18 protein-coding genes and 1 pseudogene are annotated in these 18,547 nt (G+C 30.4%); all 19 read right to left on the bottom strand.

What is annotated here, in order from left to right; all coding sequences use genetic code 11:
• Positions 1–336: 336 nt before the first annotated feature.
• The 19 genes and pseudogenes from ACI5KZ_RS04910 to ACI5KZ_RS04820 all read right to left on the bottom strand — a co-directional run bounded on the left by ACI5KZ_RS04910 (position 337) and on the right by ACI5KZ_RS04820 (position 18,544).
• Complete coding sequence (locus tag ACI5KZ_RS04910) at positions 337–1,050, bottom strand: O-antigen ligase family protein (protein ID WP_406847082.1); 714 nt, start codon at positions 1,048–1,050, stop codon at positions 337–339.
• A gap of 434 nt (positions 1,051–1,484) precedes the next feature.
• Positions 1,485–2,345, bottom strand: coding sequence for a glycosyltransferase (locus tag ACI5KZ_RS04905; protein WP_406847081.1), 861 nt, complete (start codon positions 2,343–2,345; stop codon positions 1,485–1,487).
• Positions 2,338–2,826: a hypothetical protein gene (locus ACI5KZ_RS04900; protein WP_406847080.1), complete on the bottom strand. Its 489-nt coding sequence runs from the start codon at positions 2,824–2,826 to the stop codon at positions 2,338–2,340. The genes ACI5KZ_RS04905 and ACI5KZ_RS04900 overlap by 8 nt, the downstream gene beginning before the upstream one ends.
• Before the next feature lie 11 nt (positions 2,827–2,837).
• Positions 2,838–3,776: a sulfotransferase family protein gene (locus ACI5KZ_RS04895; RefSeq protein ID WP_406847079.1), complete on the bottom strand. Its 939-nt coding sequence runs from the start codon at positions 3,774–3,776 to the stop codon at positions 2,838–2,840.
• Positions 3,776–5,242: a lipopolysaccharide biosynthesis protein gene (locus tag ACI5KZ_RS04890; RefSeq protein ID WP_406847078.1), complete on the bottom strand. Its 1,467-nt coding sequence runs from the start codon at positions 5,240–5,242 to the stop codon at positions 3,776–3,778. The genes ACI5KZ_RS04895 and ACI5KZ_RS04890 overlap by 1 nt, the downstream gene beginning before the upstream one ends.
• Before the next feature lie 12 nt (positions 5,243–5,254).
• A complete protein-coding gene (locus ACI5KZ_RS04885; RefSeq protein ID WP_406847077.1) occupies positions 5,255–6,097 on the bottom strand; it encodes a sulfotransferase family protein in 843 nt (280 codons plus the stop codon).
• A gap of 22 nt (positions 6,098–6,119) precedes the next feature.
• Complete coding sequence (locus ACI5KZ_RS04880) at positions 6,120–7,142, bottom strand: NAD-dependent epimerase (RefSeq protein ID WP_406847076.1); 1,023 nt, start codon at positions 7,140–7,142, stop codon at positions 6,120–6,122.
• Between the two features lie 129 nt (positions 7,143–7,271).
• Positions 7,272–8,024 carry a 3'(2'),5'-bisphosphate nucleotidase CysQ gene (cysQ, locus tag ACI5KZ_RS04875; protein WP_406847075.1) on the bottom strand — a complete coding sequence of 251 codons (753 nt, stop codon included), beginning with the start codon at positions 8,022–8,024 and terminating at the stop codon, positions 7,272–7,274.
• Positions 8,025–8,038: 14 nt separating this feature from the next.
• A pseudogene (locus ACI5KZ_RS04870) lies at positions 8,039–9,295 on the bottom strand (sulfate adenylyltransferase subunit 1); the annotation flags it as partial.
• 54 nt (positions 9,296–9,349) lie between these two features.
• Positions 9,350–10,255, bottom strand: a complete 906-nt coding sequence (cysD, locus tag ACI5KZ_RS04865) for a sulfate adenylyltransferase subunit CysD (RefSeq protein WP_109309215.1) — start codon at positions 10,253–10,255, stop codon at positions 9,350–9,352.
• Positions 10,248–10,850: an adenylyl-sulfate kinase gene (gene cysC / locus ACI5KZ_RS04860; RefSeq protein WP_109309214.1), complete on the bottom strand. Its 603-nt coding sequence runs from the start codon at positions 10,848–10,850 to the stop codon at positions 10,248–10,250. The genes cysD and cysC overlap by 8 nt, the downstream gene beginning before the upstream one ends.
• Before the next feature lie 46 nt (positions 10,851–10,896).
• Positions 10,897–11,352 carry a DUF2061 domain-containing protein gene (locus ACI5KZ_RS04855; protein ID WP_406847074.1) on the bottom strand — a complete coding sequence of 152 codons (456 nt, stop codon included), beginning with the start codon at positions 11,350–11,352 and terminating at the stop codon, positions 10,897–10,899.
• Positions 11,353–11,477: 125 nt separating this feature from the next.
• Positions 11,478–12,695, bottom strand: a complete 1,218-nt coding sequence (gene wecC / locus ACI5KZ_RS04850) for a UDP-N-acetyl-D-mannosamine dehydrogenase (protein ID WP_406847073.1) — start codon at positions 12,693–12,695, stop codon at positions 11,478–11,480.
• A 58-nt stretch (positions 12,696–12,753) separates the two neighbouring features.
• The gene (wecB, locus tag ACI5KZ_RS04845) at positions 12,754–13,899 is read right to left on the bottom strand and encodes a non-hydrolyzing UDP-N-acetylglucosamine 2-epimerase (RefSeq protein WP_406847072.1); all 1,146 of its coding nucleotides are present in this window, start codon (positions 13,897–13,899) and stop codon (positions 12,754–12,756) included.
• A 267-nt stretch (positions 13,900–14,166) separates the two neighbouring features.
• Positions 14,167–15,030, bottom strand: a complete 864-nt coding sequence (gene rfbD / locus ACI5KZ_RS04840; RefSeq protein WP_406847071.1) for a dTDP-4-dehydrorhamnose reductase — start codon at positions 15,028–15,030, stop codon at positions 14,167–14,169.
• Positions 15,027–15,572 (bottom strand): dTDP-4-dehydrorhamnose 3,5-epimerase, encoded by a 546-nt coding sequence (gene rfbC / locus ACI5KZ_RS04835; RefSeq protein WP_406847070.1) that lies wholly within the window; start codon positions 15,570–15,572, stop codon positions 15,027–15,029. Before rfbC ends, rfbD begins: the two co-directional genes overlap by 4 nt.
• Positions 15,572–16,438, bottom strand: a complete 867-nt coding sequence (gene rfbA / locus ACI5KZ_RS04830) for a glucose-1-phosphate thymidylyltransferase RfbA (protein WP_406847069.1) — start codon at positions 16,436–16,438, stop codon at positions 15,572–15,574. The genes rfbC and rfbA overlap by 1 nt, the downstream gene beginning before the upstream one ends.
• A gap of 2 nt (positions 16,439–16,440) precedes the next feature.
• Positions 16,441–17,496, bottom strand: a complete 1,056-nt coding sequence (rfbB, locus tag ACI5KZ_RS04825) for a dTDP-glucose 4,6-dehydratase (RefSeq protein ID WP_406847068.1) — start codon at positions 17,494–17,496, stop codon at positions 16,441–16,443.
• Positions 17,486–18,544, bottom strand: coding sequence for a hypothetical protein (locus ACI5KZ_RS04820; protein WP_406847067.1), 1,059 nt, complete (start codon positions 18,542–18,544; stop codon positions 17,486–17,488). Before ACI5KZ_RS04820 ends, rfbB begins: the two co-directional genes overlap by 11 nt.
• Positions 18,545–18,547 lie beyond the last annotated feature (3 nt).

The following is an 18,547-nucleotide window of genomic DNA, read 5'->3' as shown; positions in this document are numbered from 1 at the left end:
GTTAGTGCGAGACCTAAAAGAAATGTCTTATATAATTTTAATTGATCAATGTATTTCCCAAGACTAAAAAAAATTAGTGGAAAAGCTAAAAAGCTCATACTCTTTGCCAAAAAAGTAAAACCATGGTTTATGTTTGAAGTGTTTATTAGGCCTAATAAATAAATAACAAGTGGAATGCTAATAATAAAAATATAAAGTTTAGCTGATTTTAAATTTATTTTTTTAGAATATAATAAGTTTAGTACACTTAATACTGTTAAAAGAATAATTGTAATACTACTATAGTTTAATTTTACAGGAAGAACAGTAAAGAGAACAAATAGTATTAAAAAAAGATTAGTTGCTTTTATTATAATTTTGTTTATACTCATAAATTAAAATTAAAATTAAAGTCAAGTTAAAAGGGTAATTCACTATGGCGTTACCAAAAAACATTGGTACAACCATTAAAATAATAATATTAAAGTTTTTGTTCATTACTTTATATATTTTTCTAAAAAATCTTAAAAACAACAACAATCCTAATACACCATACTCAAGTAATACTTTAACAAAATCGTTATGAGGATCTTTATCCATAAATTCATAAGGCATAAACCCTTTTGTTAAATGGTCCACGCCAATCCCAAAAATTATATGCAGAAAAGGTTCTGAAAAAAAGGTAAGCATTAGTTTAGACCAAAATATTATTCGCCAAACAAAAGAGCCATAACCACCAGCCCTATTAACACCATCTATAGTATAAGTTTCAATTCTTTCTTTTACAAATTCCCAAGTTAAAAAATCAATTGATTGCAATTGATAGGCGATTTTTTCTGAAAAGTTTAATGCTAATACAATTGCTATTATAAGTAATAGTATAAAAGTTAATTTCTTTACTAAAGATATTCTTTTTGATTTCAGTGAATTATAGCCTAATAAGACCAAAAGAACTAGCAAACCACCTGTTGATTTTGTAAGTATTAAAGACACGAATAAACCTATTAAACAAATGTTTTTAACAATTTTCTTTTTAAATGGATTGTGAAAAACCAAAAAATAAATGCACATTGTCAATACATATGCTAAATGATTAGAGTGATCAAATACATTTTGATATCGTTCCCAGTCCCAATTTAAAACCTGATAAAAACCTATTGGAATAGTTAATAGAAAGTAAAAAATGATAATGATAAAAAAATACTTAATATCATCCTTTCTTAAATAAGAAATCAACACCGCAAATAAAAAGTAAGCTACAAATCGAAGCCACCCTTTTATAGAAAAAACCTTAATATCAAAGTACAATATGGATTGGACAACAAAAAAACCTAAAACAACTAAAAGAACAGATAAATAAATCTTACTGATTGGGTTTAAGGATAATTTAGATTCTTTTTGGGTAGAAATATAAAATAAAGAAACAAATGGAATGATAATGTACAGCCCTTGATGAAAAAAGCCTGCTAAAAAAAAACAAATAAGTATTATAATTACATTCACTTTTAATATTTATGGATTAATTTGTTGAACATATAATATCTAAAATATTTTCTTAATTTAGTATCTTCTATTCGTGGTTTTCTATTTATAGCACTTTTAATATAGCCCATAAAAAATGTATATCCCGTTTTAAAATTCTGTTTTACAAATGTATAGTGAAGAAATTTAAAAATAGTATAAAACAAAGTATGGCCTCTAAAATAGGCATGATATCCTTTGCTCTGTGGGTTTGACAACCTAACATCTATCTCTCTCGAAACAACTTTAGCTGATTTTAATGTCTCGGTTTTCCATCCTTTTAAATGTGCTAAAGCTAAAGAAACAGTATCTGCTGTATATGCAATAAGATAGCCTGCATCTTGAAAACATTCTTTTTTCCAAAGCCTACTATTGCCTCTAACAAAGTTTGGGTCTGCGATATGTAATTTACCTTCTTCTGTATAGGTTAATCCACTAGAGATTCCAATTGTTGGATTCTCATTTAAAAACATTGTTAATTTATAATAATATTCTTGCTCAGGAAACACGTCACAATCTAAAATACCTATATAATCTAATGAATCAAAAAATAATTGCTCCTTTAGGTATTGAAACCCTGTATCTATAATAGTGGCATATTTTTTTCCTACGCGATATGACGTGTCTTCAAAATTAATATTGATTACTTTAAAATGTTCTACATTTTTTATTGAAGCAATTTTATTTAAATATTCTTTGCTTCCATCTGTACTGTCATTTTCTACAATGACTAAACATTTTATAGCAATAGATTGGTTCTCTAAAGTCTTGAGGAATCTATCAATATTCTCTTTTTCATCTTTTAGAGGTGTTACTAATGCTATTAGGGGTTTGTTATCAGTCATTATAAGTATTTACTTTGTTTAACATTAAAGAGTCTCCTATTTTGTGTTTTTCACCATCTATCTCGTTGAACATATAAATTTTCATTTTCTTTATTTGATCTTCTTTAATTTTGATTTCTTTTGTTATGTATTTATATTTTTTTACTTGGGTTAGTTTCGGATTAAAATCCCAATTTTCAATTCTTTTATTTTTATTATCATCAATAATCCACACTCTTATTCCAAAAATATTATCATTATTAAAAGCTTCTTTTGATGTATCCTCATCTAGTTTAAAAACTAAAGTTTTAATGCCTTCTTTTTGGTCTCTAATTACTCCAATTTCATTGATAGTGATTCCTTTAAATATATTGAAATTGACTTCTTTTGTATTACTTAATATGTCCAATCCTCTCTCTAAATATAAGTCTGTTTTGGGTTTGCAAGCAACACTTATTAATAATAAGAAAAGAAATGACATATTAACCTTCATGTTTTCCATTACAACTCTTTTTATGCCTTTTTTTCCCTTTTTTTCTTTCTAATCTTATTCTTTATATAGAAATACATTTCGATAAATATCATCTTTACTTTTTCTTTAAAACCTACTCTGAAATTATTATCTTGAGATATGTTATAACCAAATGCATTCATATTATATCTACATTTTGATTCAATAATTAAAATATCTTCTAATTTAAGTTCATTTTTCCATTTTTCAATTCTATTTAGGTCCAATTTTTTTCCAACTAATCTATGCTGAGAAGCTGTGTAACCAGGAATCTTAAACCCAGTAGCTTCAAGCATGGAGTCATCATAATCAATTTTCGAAAATTCGCATACTTTTTTTATATGCAATATTGGGTTTGTTAAAATATCCTCATATCTTATTAAGCATATCCTATTAGGAAATAGTTTTTCTAATGAAAAATAATGGTTTGTATATTCATTCCATATTTCACTTAATCTTAATGGTGTGTTAGCTCCCCAATCTAAATCTTTTACTGAAGCATATACAGCTCTTGGGTCTCTTATAATAAAAATAAACTTAGAATCTGGAAACAGCTCATTTAATACATAAAAATTTTTTATACTACTTGGTGTATGGTCTATTCTTACAAACTCATTTTTTGATACTTTAAAATGTGTAGTAGCAAATAAATTAACGGTGTTTTCTATTAAATAGTTTAGGTTTGAAAAGCTTACTTTTTCAGGAAGATTCTTAATATTATTCGCATCAATGTTCCATTGCTTAAACCGATAGTTATTATTTAAGTACTCAACATAATCTGAAGTTTGTACTGAATCGGTCTTTTTAGGTAAATATTTATATATAAAATCCACAAAAAAGTCCGATTCAGGTGTAGCCACACAAATACTTTTATTTCCAAGCATACTTGCAAGCATTGTTGTTCCGCTACGTGGACATCCTGTTATAAAAATATGCTTCATTACTTTTTCTTTCCAATTTTTTTAATCACTGCATTTATTTCATCCGAAATTCCTAAAACACCCTTAAAACGCAAAGCTACGATTAATAAAAAACTCAATACCAATAGTAAGTATATAATTTCAGTGACTATAATATTTAGTTCAAATGATCTTAAAACATATAGAGTCGTGTAAGCAAAAATAAAAACAAAAACAGACAGAATTAATGGTTTTAAGTGTAATTTAATAAACTTAGACCAAGTATCTTTGAATTGCAATAGGCTTAAATGAGTCATAAAAATAAAATTAAAAAAAATTGCTGTTAATACTCCAAAAGCAACTCCTTCAACACCCCAAAAATGACCTATATAAGAAAATGTAAAAACACAAATAGCATATATTATTTGAATTATAGCTCTTTTGTGTACGTCTCCAAGAGCCTTTATTAAAGAGTCACTTATTTTATAACTCATTCTAAATAAAGTACCTACGGCTAAAATCTGAAATGGAACTATAACATTTAGCCAATTATTACCAAGTAAAATCAAAACAATTTCTTTTGCGTTTACAAACAAAATAGCTGAAATAAGTAAAGAAGCATAAGCTACAAGCTGAGTTGACTTATAGTATGCTTTTTTAACTTTCTCCATATCTGTTTGTATTGAGGCAAGAGCAGGAAACAAAACTATGTTTAAAGACTGGCCTATTAAAGCAACAGGTGCTACCATTAGTTGATAAGCGCGACTGTAATAGCCTAAATCTGTAGCACTTAACATTTTACCAACAACTAAGTTGTCTCCTTGACCAGCAAAATAATTGGCAGTTTTAGCAATGGTATGTCCACTTCCAAAGAAAAATAGTTCTTTAAAACTTTTTGTGTCAAAAAATGGCATGATAGAATGAGGCTCTAAATAAGATACCATGATCGCTCTTGTTAAAGCCTGAACTATGTATGCGTAAACTAAAGCATACATACCATAACCCATAAACGCAAGTGATACTCCTACAATACCAAATCCAACTAGATAAGAGATTAATTCTGTTAATGCAAAAAATTTCATTCTTAAATTACGTTGAAGCAACGATTGAGAAACAGAAATAAAACTATCTATTATAAATATTATAGAAATAAATTTTAAAACTCTTGAAAGTTCTGGCATCTCAAAATATGCAGCAACATTATTAGAAAAAAGTAGTGTTAAAATACAAAAAAAAACACCTATAAATAAAGATGTAGTGTATGCGGTTCTAATGTGTTTTTTTGTGATTACTTTTTTTTGAACTATGGCTGCTCCCATACCGAGTTGGGAAAATATTTTTGAAAATCCATGAAATATAGTTGCAATACTAATTACTCCAAATTCTTCAGGAACAACAAGTCGTGCTAAAACTGATAGAACTAAAACCTGTAAAATCGTTTGCGAGCTACTACCCGCAAGTAACCAAAGGAACCCTGTAAACGTTTTATTTTTTAAATTTTTTGACATAAGTCATTTTGTCTAATCCCAATCAAAACGCTTTCCTATAGCGTTATAGAGGGTCGCGTTAGGTTCTTTATAATACGCTTTTAATTCTGTATATACTTGTTCTTCATCCGGATCTTTTACATAATTTCCAACATTAAATCTTTTTCCAGTTTTTATCTCAAATTTAGGATCGACGCCTATAAAACTTAAAACGTCTCTTACTGTGCCTTTAGTTTGTTTAAAGAAATCCTTACTATCAATTATCTTAATATTATCCTCTTTAAAACATGCTTTAATCTCATTAATTTGATCAACATATATTCCTCTTGATTTATAGGAGTATCTTTGATATTTATTGCCCCTATAATAAGGGTTGTTCTTAAATTTTTCTAATTCACCTTCTAGTCTTTTGTTTTCTTCTTCAAAGGCTACTTTCATTCCTAATTCTTCTCTACCCAGCCTAACCTCGTGGTAATAGTGAGAAATGGCTCTACTTACTGGATCCCTTAATAAAACTATTATTTTCATATCCGGATTATACGCAGCTATCCTTTTAATTGCAAGTGGATGAAACATATAATATGGTGAAGCCTCGCCTGTAATATGACTATTATTTCTTTTTAAAGGAAAAAAAGATTGATACCAAGACAATGGTTTATTAAAATTCAAATCAAAATAATGTACTTCTTTTAATAAAGTTGATTCAATTTCGGGATGTTGGACCAAATATTTATATAAAGAAGTTGTACCTGCCTTTTGTGCACCCACTATAATAAAACTAGGCTTCATTCTATTTCCTCCAATTAACTGTCGTAAGTTAAACCTTATAGGAAAAATAATCTTCTTTATTATGCTTTTTATCTTGTTGTTAGACATCTATTATTCTTAATAAAAATACTTATTTATTATATGCTTTATACCATTCTACAAATTTCTGAACGCCCTCCTTAATATTTACTTTACTTTTATAACCCATTTTTTCTAATTCGGAGACATCTGCCCAAGTTCGTGGTACATCACCAGGCTGCATAGGAAAAAACTCTTTTTTTGCAGTCCTTCCTAAACTTAGCTCTATAGCCGCTATAAAATCTCCTAATGATTCTGGGCTTCCATTACCAATATTTGATAACCTATACGGCACTGATTTATTTTCTCCTGTTCTATTTGGTGGATTATTTAATACAATTTGAATACCTTTAATAATGTCATCTATATAAGTAAAATCTCTACTCATGTTACCATGATTGAAAACCTTTATCGATTCTCCCTTGTCTATTGCTCTTGTAAATAAAAAGAGTGCCATGTCTGGTCTACCCCAAGGTCCATACACGGTAAAAAACCTCAAACCTGTTGTAGGTATGTTGTATAAATGACTATATGTGTAAGCCATTAGTTCGTTACTCTTTTTAGTTGCTGCATACAAACTAATAGGGTGATCTACAGAATCTGTAACAGAAAATGGAATTTTTTCGTTCTCACCATACACGCTGGAACTACTTGCATAAAGTAAATGTTTTATGTTGTTGTGTCGGCAACATTCTAGAATATTTAAAAAGCCTACCACGTTGCTATCAATATAAGATTCTGGGTTTTCTAAACTGTAACGGACTCCAGCTTGAGCTGCTAAATTACACACCACATCAAATTTATGTGTTTCAAAAAGTAATGGTAAATTTTCACGGTCTTCAAGAGATAGTCGAACAAATGAAAACCCTTCTGAGGTTGTAGATATACTTAAGCTATTAAATTGTTTAGCCTCCTGTTTTAAAATACCTAATTCTTTAAGTCTGGCATATTTTAATTCAACTTCATAATAGTCGTTAATATTATCTAAACCAACAACTTCATAGCCCTCACTTAGTAATTTTTTACACATGTGAAATCCTATAAACCCTGCTGCTCCTGTAACGAGTATTTTCATATTATAAGCATTATTTTAATTGCTAATAGTTAATTTAAAAAAATGATAATTAACTTAGTTCATGTAATGGGTGCAGTACATAAAATGTTGATAAAAATACTGCGAAATCTATAGAATTAAATATCATAATTATGCCTTAGTTATAAAATAAGGGTTCAACAAATCGGCTTTATTGTATTGTAAGGATTGTTTCGTTGTTGGTTCTATCACATCGATTTCCAATCCTAATAAAACAGCATGAGCTGCTGCTGTATCCCATTCCATAGTTGGTGCAAAACGAGGGTAAATATCGGCTTTCCCTTCAGCAACTAGCATAAATTTTAAAGAACTACCCATCGAAACGATTTCTGTAGTCTCAAATTGGTCGATAAAATCTTGGGTATCCTGATTAAGGTGTGATCGTGAAGCGACAATTCTAACAATATCTGACTTGTTTTTTGAAACTTCTAAAACGGTAATTTCATCTTTATGCATCATAAAAGCCCCTATACCTTTACCTCCATAATAAAGTTTATCTAAAACAGGTGCGTACACAACACCAAAAACTGGTTTATTGTCTCTAATAAGTGCAATATTAACGGTAAACTCTCCGTTGCGCTTTATAAACTCTTTTGTACCATCTACAGGATCTACCATCCAAAACTCAGACCACTTTTGACGTTCTGAAAAATCTATTGATTTTCCTTCTTCCGACAGTAATGGGATATCTGATTCTTTTAGTCCTTCTACTATTATTTTATGAGCTGCTTTATCAGCTAATGTAAGTGGACTTTCATCTGCTTTTATTTCTACTCCAAAATCATCTGCATTATAAATTTCTAAAATAGCTTTACCAGCTGCTTTTGCAACAGCAATAACCTGATTTATATCGTCTTCTTGCATTTGCATTTATTCTTTTATACAATCATTCCTGCTGCAACAGTTTCATTCGTTGCATCGTCTACTAAAATAATACTTCCAGTGGTTCTGTTTTCTCTATACGCATCTACCATTAATGGTTTTGTGGTACGTATTTTAACCTTACAAATATCATTCATTTTTAGTTCCTTGTCATCTTCTTTTCGTTCTAAAGTGCTTATGTCGAATTTGTAAACAACCTCCTTAATCATCGCTTTTTGCTCGTTAGAGGTGTGTTTTATAGTATATTTCGCTCTTGGTTTGGCTGCATCATTATTTAGCCAACATAACATAACTTCAATGTCTTGTGAAGCTTCTGGTTTGTTATTAGATCGAACAATCATATCTCCTCTACTTATATCAATATCATCTTCTAATGTCATAGAAATAGACATTGGTGCATAGGCTTCAGTTAACTCCCCTTCTAAGGTATCTATTGTTTTAATTTTACTAGTAAACCCAGAAGGCATAACAGTTATTTCATCTCCTTTTCTAAAAATACCACTAGCCACACGTCCTGCATAACCTCTATAATCAATAAACCCTTCTCTTTGTGGTCTTAAAACTGTTTGTACTGGAAAACGTGCATCTACTTTATTAATATCGCTACTTATATGCATCGTCTCTAATGTATGTAACATTGGAGCTCCTTGGTACCAAGGCATGTTTTCGGATTTATTGACAACATTGTCTCCGTTTAAAGCACTCATTGGAATAAAACGTACATCTGTAACCAACATCTTTGAAGAGATACTTTCAAATTGAGTAACAATGTTATTATAAACTGTTTCAGAGTAATCAACCAAGTCCATTTTGTTTATACAAACAATAATGTGTGGTATTTGTAACAACGAAGCTATAAATGCGTGTCTTTTAGTTTGTTCTATAACGCCATGTCTTGCGTCTATTAAAATAGTTGCAACGTTGGCAGTTGATGCTCCTGTTACCATATTACGTGTGTATTGAATATGTCCTGGAGTATCGGCAATGATGAACTTACGTTTTGGTGTTGTAAAGTATCTGTAGGCAACGTCTATAGTTATACCTTGCTCACGCTCATCGCGTAAACCGTCTGTAAATAAGGCTAAATCTACACCATCATGACCTTTCTTTTTACTTGTATTGGTGATGGCTTCTAATTGATCTTCAAATATGGATTTAGAATCATATAGTAATCGACCTATTAAAGTGCTCTTTCCATCATCTACACTTCCTGCTGTTGTAAAACGTAATAATTGATTGTTATCTAACATGTTTTGCTTTTTATTGAATAGATTCCTGTTTTCACAAGAATTACAAACTTTTAATTTCTAGAAATACCCTTGGCGTTTTCTGTCTTCCATTGCAGACTCAGAGCGTTTATCGTCACTTCTGTTTCCTCTTTCTGTATTTCGCATTCCTGCAACTTCTGCAGCAATTTTTTCTAAGGTATCTGCTTCAGATTCATCTCCTCCGGTAATGGTAATATCCCCTAAAGTTCTAAAACGAATTTTTTTAGTTACGACCTCCTCATGATCTTCTAATATTAAAAACTCAGAATTAGGAATCCATGTGTTTTGTCTCCAAACCACTTCGCGTTCGTGAGCAAAATATAGAGAAGGAATAGCAATATTTTCTCTTTTAATGTAATTCCAAACATCCATTTCTGTCCAGTTGCTAATTGGAAAAGCTCTAAAATGCTCGCCTTGAAAATGTTTTCCATTAAAGATGTTCCATAATTCTGGACGTTGGTTTTTTGGATCCCATTGACCAAAGTCATCTCTATGTGAAAAGAAACGCTCTTTAGCTCTTGCTTTTTCTTCGTCACGCCTTCCACCTCCAATAGCACAATCTACTTTATTAGCTTCTATTGCGTCTAATAATGTTGTAATTTGAAGTGAATTTCTGGTGGCATTTTTACCTTTCTCTTCGGCAACACGACCATCGTCTATAGAGTCTTGAACTGAGCCAACAATTAGATCGACACCTAATTCTTTAATAATGTTATCTCTAAACTGAATTGTTTCAGGGAAATTATGCCCTGTATCCACATGCATTAATGGAAACGGGATTTTAGCTGGATAAAAGGCTTTTTTAGCTAAATGTGTAACTAAAATAGAGTCTTTACCTCCTGAAAATAAAATAACTGGATTTTGAAATTGTGCCCAAACCTCTCTTAAAATAAAAATGGCTTCACTTTCTAATTCGTCTAAGTAATTTAAATAATATTTACTCATTTTTGAGTTTTAATTTTGGTGTTATATACTCTATAATCTGCTCTACTGCTTTTTCAATAGAAACATTTTCTGTTTTAATTTCAACATCAGGGTTCTCTGGTGCCTCATATGGTGCCGAAATACCTGTCATATTTTTTATTTCTCCTGCTCGTGCTTTTTTATAAAGCCCTTTAACATCTCTCTTTTCACACTCTTCGATACTCGTATTTACATATATTTCGACAAAGTTAACATCTTTAACGATACTTTTAATGTTCTCACGGTCTTTTTTATAAGGAGACACAAAAGCTGCAAGTACCACTAAACCAGCATCAATCATTAAATTAGCAGTTTCGGCAATTCTTCTTATGTTTTCTGTGCGATCTTCTGGAGAAAAACTGAGATCTTTATTAATTCCATTGCGAATATTATCTCCGTCTAGAATATACGTTTTAATACCTTTTTTATACAGCTCTTGTTCAACAACATTAGCTATGGTTGATTTACCAGAGCCTGAAAGACCCGTAAACCACAATAAAAAAGAATTCTGCAGGTTAGCCTTTCTTCTATCTTGAATGGTAATTTGATAAGTATGTGGTATGATATTTTCTTTCATCTGTATATTTATTTCTACATGTTACTAAACCTGAAGCGGAATCTTATTAATGATTTTTCTTTGGAAAAAAGAAATTTCGAATTTTTCCTAAAGGCAGTTTTAACCACATTCTTTCGTGCAAATAATATAAAATAAATTTACTAAATAATTCTATTAGAGCAATGTAAAGTGCAATTTCGCCAAACACATCTAAAATAGCTCCTGAAATAATAAAAGTCATGGTCGTTGCAATCACACGCCAAGAAATGGTTTTATATAAGGTCTGTTTTTTGGTAACTTCCGCATCTTTTAAAGCAAATTGCCAAATTCTTTCATGGAAATAGTAAATTGCTAGTTTTATAAAAAACTCGAAAAAACCAATTTTTAAAGCGTCATCAATACTGCAGCTTCCTGAAAGACAGGTGACCAAAAGAACCACAAGAATAGTATCGGATGTAGCTATAATTCGCCATGAAATACCTTTAATAATACTGCGTAAGTGAGATTCTTTTTTATATGACATTGTAATATAATTTATTGCTTCCTAATAATTTTAAATCGATATTATAACCCTTGATTTGTATTTTATACTGCCCGTTCGTTTACAGTAAACAAAATATTGCAAGGTTCATTTTTAAATATTTATGACTATTTAAAAACACCGCAAAAATCTAATACCTTTTTATCTGAAGGTATGTTCAAGGTTTTAAACTCCTTATGCGCCACTAAAAACACAATAATATCTGCCTTTTTTGCAGCTTCTTTATAATCGGTTAGCTTAAATACTTTATGAGAATTAATATTAGGTTCAACAATAAAATATTCTTCATTATTAGCATTTTGCAATACTTTTTGTGTAATATATTTTGCTGGAGATTCTCTTAAATCATCAATATCTGGCTTAAATGCAAGCCCCATAATTGCAATATCTGGTTTGCGACTATGTTTTAACTCAAATTCAAGTTTTGCTGTTTGCACTTTTTCAGCACACCAGAAAGATTTATAGTTATTTATTTCACGTGCTTTTCCAATAATTTGAGATTCCATTGGATATTCTGCAACAATAAAATATGGATCTACTGCAATACAATGTCCACCAACTCCACAACCTGGTTGTAAAATATTCACTCGAGGATGTTTATTGGCTAATTCAATAAGATCCCAAACGTTGATGTCTGCTTTATCGCATATAAGGGATAATTCGTTTGCAAAAGCAATTTGTACATCTCTTGACGAATTCTCTACAAGTTTGCACATTTCGGCTGTTCTTGCATTGGTTTTGTGTAAATCTCCTTTAATAAATTGACGATAAAAAGCAATTGCTTTTTCGGTTGATTTTTCATCTACACCTCCTATAACTCTATCATTATGAACCAATTCGTACATTACATTTCCTGGTAATACGCGTTCTGGACAATAAGCAATATGCAATGTATCTTTAAGTTCAGGGCGTTCGCTGTAAATAAAATCCATCATCTTTTCCGTAGTACCTATTGGAGATGTTGATTCTATAATGTACAAATCGTCTTCTTTTAATAAAGGCAAAATGGCTCGTGTTGCTGCTTGAACAAAAGATATGTCTGGTTCGTTTTTAGCTTTAAAGGGGGTTGGTACAACAATTAGATATGTATTAGCTTCAACTGGTGTTGTGGCAGCTTTTAAAAACCCGTTTTTTACTGCATTAGCGACAGCAGTATCTAATTCTGGCTCAACAATATGTATTTTTCCAGCATTTATTGTGTCGACAACGCTCTGATTAATATCCACCCCATGAACATGGGTTTTATTTTGAGCAATTAAGGCTGCTGTTGGAAGACCAATATATCCAAGACCAATCATTACTACTTCAGGATTATTTTTTGCCATATGTTTTACTTCAAAATTATGTTTTAATGAATTATATCTATTGATGTAGAATTGCTTACTAAGCTTCAACCACCGTATTTAATTTTATTATATGCTCAACAATTTTTTTACAAGCGTTACCATCGCCATAAGGATTATGTAACTTACTCATTGTAGAATACGAATCTTTATCGGTTAATAATCGATTGGCTTCTGCAACAATTTTATTTTTATTGGTTCCTACAAGTAATACCGTACCTGCGTCAACAGCTTCGGGTCTCTCAGTCGTATCTCGCATTACTAATACAGGTTTTCCTAAACTAGGCGCTTCTTCTTGAACACCTCCAGAATCTGTAATTATTAAGTGTGATTTTTCCATTAACCAAACAAAAGCTGGGTAAGATAGTGGCGCTATAAGTTTAATATTAGAAATATTTGCTAATAACTCATACACAGGTTTTTGAACATTCGGATTTAAATGTACTGGATAAATAATCTGACTCTCTGGATGGGCTATTGCAATCTCTTTTAATGCTTCACAAATATTGATAAATCCCTGACCATGATTCTCACGTCTGTGTCCTGTTACCAGAATCACTTGTTTAGACGGGTCAATTATAGTTTTAAGTTCTTCTACTTCCTTATCTTCGAAATGTGTGCTATTGACCTTACTAACACTAAATAGAAGTGCATCAATTACGGTATTACCAGTAATAATGATGTCTTGTTCTTTTTTGTTTTCGGTTAATAAATTTTGTTTTGATGTTACTGTTGGCGCAAAATGAAGATTTGCAACAACTCCAGTTACAGATCGATTCATCTCTTCCGGAAATGGAGATTGCATGTTAAATGTTCTCAAACCGGCTTCTACATGACATACTTTAGCTCCAGAATAAAATCCTGCTAAGCTAGTTGCCATGGTAGTTGTTGTATCTCCATGTACAAATACATAATCTGGATTAAAATTGTCTAAAACTGGTTTTAAATGAGTTATAATATCGGCTGTAAGTCCGAAAAGATTTTGATTGGGTTTCATCAAATCTAGATCGTAATCGGGAGTAATTTCAAAAAAAGATAATACCTGATCTAACATCTCTCGATGTTGTGCAGTTATACAAACTTTGGTTTCAAACTGATCGTTAAATTCCTGAAAAGTTTTAACTAAAGGAGCCATTTTTATGGCTTCTGGTCTTGTTCCAAAAACAATTAATATTTTCTTTTTCATTGATGTTCAAGCAAAAAATGTTAAGGATATAAGAATCGATAACATTTTATTTTAGGATGCAAAAATACCATTATTAATTTGTTTACCAAGTCAATCGCCTTAATCCTTGAATTCATCTAATTATTTTATAATTAGCAAGCTAATTTAATCGGCATCAAAATGTTTATTAAGAATAAAGTGTAAAAGAAACATGTAATCTAAACGCTATTTGCTTAAAAAAATAAGCCAACTGTCAATAACAGCCTTTTCGGATTAGAAAACATTAAATTACTTCTTGCAATTTGATAGTGCAACTCTTAAACTTTCTTTCCAATTTGGAATAGAGATTCCTAAAACGGTTTCTATTTTAGTCGTATCTAAAACACTATATTTTGGACGCTTTGCTGGCGTAGGATAAGCTTTAGTTGGGATTGGTTTTAAATCTATTTTAATATGGCTAAGTTCAAAAATAGCTTTAGCAAAATCATACCAACTTATTTGTCCGGAATTAGTAAAATGATATGTGCCGTAGTTTCTGTTTTTAGAAATGATTAGTTTTATGATGACTTCAGATAAATCTCCTGCATAAGTTGGAGTTCCAATTTGGTCTGAAACTATCTGTAATTGTTCTCTATCTTGAGCCAATCTCAACATGGTTTTCATAAAATTATGTCCATATTCGGAGTACAGCCAAGCTGTTCTAATAATAAAATAAGTATCAAGCGTATTGCTAATTGCTTGTTCCCCTTTTAATTTTGTATCACCATATACTCCAAGTGGATTGGGAACATCGGTTTCTTTATAAGGAAGGGTACTTGTTCCATCAAACACAAAATCGGTTGAGATATGAATTAACGTGATATGATGTGTTTTGCAGGCTTCAGCTAAATTTTTAGAACCTATAACATTTATAGAACAAGCCATTTCATAATCAGATTCTGCTTTATCTACTGCAGTATAAGCAGCACAATTAACACAATAATCGACATGATTCGTATTAAAAAATATCTTTAGTTGAGTTTTATTGGTAATATCCAATTCAGATTTAGAGACAAACTTAAAATCTAAAGTTTCATTATTATTTGCATAATGTTCTCGTATGGTTTTAGCTAATTGCCCATTGGCTCCTGTTACGAGTACTTTTGTTTTCATTGGAATAGCTTTTCAAAAGTTGGCAATATGAAATCTTTTTCTGAAATAATTAATTTGTCTTGAGGCAATTGCCAATCAATATTTAAAGTTGGATCGTTATAAATAATTCCTTCTTCTGAAGTTTTATTATAAAGGTTATCGCATTTATAAGATAAAATAGCCGTTTCACTTAGTACAACAAAGCCATGAGCGAAACCTCTTGGTACAAAAATTTGCTTTTTATTTTCTTCTGTTAGTTCTAAAGAAAGATACTGACCAAATGTTGAAGATTCTCTTCTAATATCTACCGCAATATCTAACACTTTTCCTTTTACAACTCGAACAAGTTTGGCTTGTGCAAACTCTCCTTTTTGAAAATGTAATCCTCTTAAAACGCCTTTAGTTGAAAAAGACTCATTGTCTTGAATAAATTGAATGTTCTTTTTTATTGCTTCGTTGAATTTACTTTGATTAAAGCTTTCAAAAAAATAACCCCGATTATCATTATATATTGTTGGTTCAATAATAAAGCAGCCTTCCAATTTTGTTTCTGTAACTGACATTAGATTGTTTTAATTAATCCCAATAAATTTTTACCATAACCACTTTTAAGTAAGGGTTCTGCTAAAGCTATAAACTGTTTTTTATTAATATAATTCATCTCAAAAGCTGCAGCTTCAATAGAACCAATTTTTAAACCTTGACGCTCTTCTATAACTTCAATAAATTGGGAAGCTTGCATTAAAGATTGAAATGTTCCGGTGTCTAACCAAGCTGTTCCTCTGTCTAAAATACTTACACTTAATTTTCCTTGTTTTAAATACTCTCTATTAACATCTGTAATTTCAAGTTCTCCTCTGTGGCTTGGTTTGATATTTTTTGCAATATTAACTACAGAATTGTCATAAAAATAAATACCTGGAACAGCAAAGTTTGATTTTGGTTCCTCAGGTTTTTCTTCAATAGAAATAGCATGCCCATTATCATCAAATTCTACAACGCCATAACGTTCTGGATCGTGAACTCGATAGGCATAAATAATGCCTCCTTCTGGGTTATTGTTGCTTTGAAGTAATTTAGATAATCCTGTACCATAGAAAATATTATCTCCTAAAATTAATGCAACTTTATCATTTCCTATAAATTTTTCGCCTATAATAAAAGCTTCGGCTAATCCATTTGGCTCTTCTTGTACTTCATAAAAAAACTTACAGCCATATTTTGTGCCATCTCCTAATAAGTCTTTAAAAAGTGGTAAATCTTTGGGCGTAGAGATAATTAATATTTCTTTTATTCCGGCATACATTAAGGTAGAAAGTGGATAATAAATCATAGGTTTATCATAAATAGGCATTAATTGCTTACTTATTGATAAAGTTAATGGGTGTAGTCTAGTACCAGAACCACCTGCTAAAATTATTCCTTTCATAATTAATGATATTGCTTTTGGTAGTATTCTTGGTAAGCACCACTTGTAACATGGTTTAACCATATATCGTTTTCTAAATACCAATCTATAGTTAAAGCTAAACCTTCTTGAAATGTTACAGAGGGTTTCCAACCTAACTCTGTATGGATTTTCGAGGCATCTATAGCATATCTTAAATCGTGTCCAGGTCTATCTTTTACAAATGTTATTAATTTTTCTGAAGTGCCTTTTAAACGGTTTAATTTATCATCCATTTGTTGACATAATAAATGAACTAAATCTATGTTTTTCCACTCGTTAAATCCTCCTATATTGTATGTCTCAGATTTTTTTCCTTCATGAAAAACTAAATCTATTGCTATAGCATGATCTTTAACATACAACCAATCTCTTGTGTAATTTCCATCTCCATAAACAGGAAGTGGCTTATTATTAATAATATTATTAATAAATAATGGGATTAGCTTCTCAGGAAATTGATTTTGTCCATAGTTGTTTGAGCAATTTGAAATAACATACGGCAAACCATATGTTTCTCCATAAGCTCTCACGAAATGATCTGAACTCGCTTTTGAGGCAGAATAAGGTGAATTTGGATCATAAGAAGTCTTTTCAGTAAAAAGACCTGTTTTTCCTAATGTGCCATAAACTTCATCTGTACTAATATGATAGAATAACTTATTGTTAAAATTGTTTTTCCAAAGGTTTTTAAAGGCATTCAACAAATTCATGGTTCCTATAACATTTGTTTTAACAAATGCTAGAGGATCTTCAATGGATCTATCTACATGAGATTCTGCTGCTAGATGGATGACAGCTTCAAATTTATACTTTATAAAAAGTGTACTAATTTGAGTTTCATCATTAATATCTGCTTTTAAAAAAGTATAATTAGGTTTGTTTTCTACATCGGTTAAGTTTTCTAAATTCCCTGCATAAGTTAATTTATCTAAATTAAAAATCTGGTATTCTGGATAATTATTTACAAATAATCTAACGACATGAGATCCAATAAACCCTGCTCCACCAGTTATTAATATAGATTTTTTATCCTTCATAGTTATTTACATAAGTAACTGTTTTTCTAGATAAATAAACAAAGCATAAAATTAAAAAAGCTAAAATTGGAAAAACTAAAGTGTATTTCTCATACCACTCTGAAGATTTATTACCAACTTCTTGAAAGCTAGAAATAACATCGAAAAAGACATCTTCTTCAATTTTTTTCTCTTGCAATTGTTTTAATTCATTTCGTAATTGCATTTCAGTATTTAATAAATCGTACTCTCTTGTTTTTGTTTTATCTGAACTTAAAGAAAAGCCCTCCCCTCCTAAATTTAATTCTGTTGCTTTAGATTGCGATTCATCTTTTAGTACATTAATATAAATTTCTTGAAGTTTATCTACTTGTGCAATTTGTTCAATAATATTTTCTTTTTGAATAGATATTAAAGAGTCTCTTTTCTTCATTTTCTTTAAAGAATAAAAGTTTGTAAAAGAGTTGTTTAATCCTTCTTCAAGTTTTGGAAAAATATCTTTTTTAGCAGCAGTCACATTTATTTCAAAAAAATCGCTCGAATAAATACTTCTATTTTCAACAAAATCTTCATAACTTATATCTTGAGCTCTAATACTATCTACGTTTTTAATAAAATTTTCAAATTGTAATATTCTTTCATTTTCTGTTTCTGGACCAGGTTGAATAATAAATTCGCCAATATTTTTAACATCTTCTTCAGGTAATTTAAAAAGACTCGAAAGCGTTTCAAAATTTTCGTTCTCTATTAATGCATTAAAGTAATTAATGTTTGTTATTAATTGGTACTTGGAGTCAAAATAAGGTTTTACAAGCATCGTCGATGAATAAGAGTCTGGTTTTACCTTGTCCAGAACATATCCCAAAACACCCGCTAAAATCATGACAATTAGTATGGTTTTAACATTAACAATAAGCGCCTTTAGTGTATAAATAATTACTGAAAAAACAGCTTTTATAATTGAAGCAATTAAATTGTATAGTTTTTGAAAAGCATTTCCTATTAAGGTGAATAGCTGTCCTAAATCTACTTCTCCTGAAGTCTGTTGCTCTGGTAAATTCTTATTCATTTT

The sequence above is a fragment of the Xanthomarina sp. GH4-25 genome (assembly GCF_045363175.1).
GTDB lineage: Bacteria > Bacteroidota > Bacteroidia > Flavobacteriales > Flavobacteriaceae > Xanthomarina.
The sequence above is the reverse complement of the archived record's forward strand: the minus strand, read 5'-3'. Positions and strand labels throughout refer to the sequence as shown.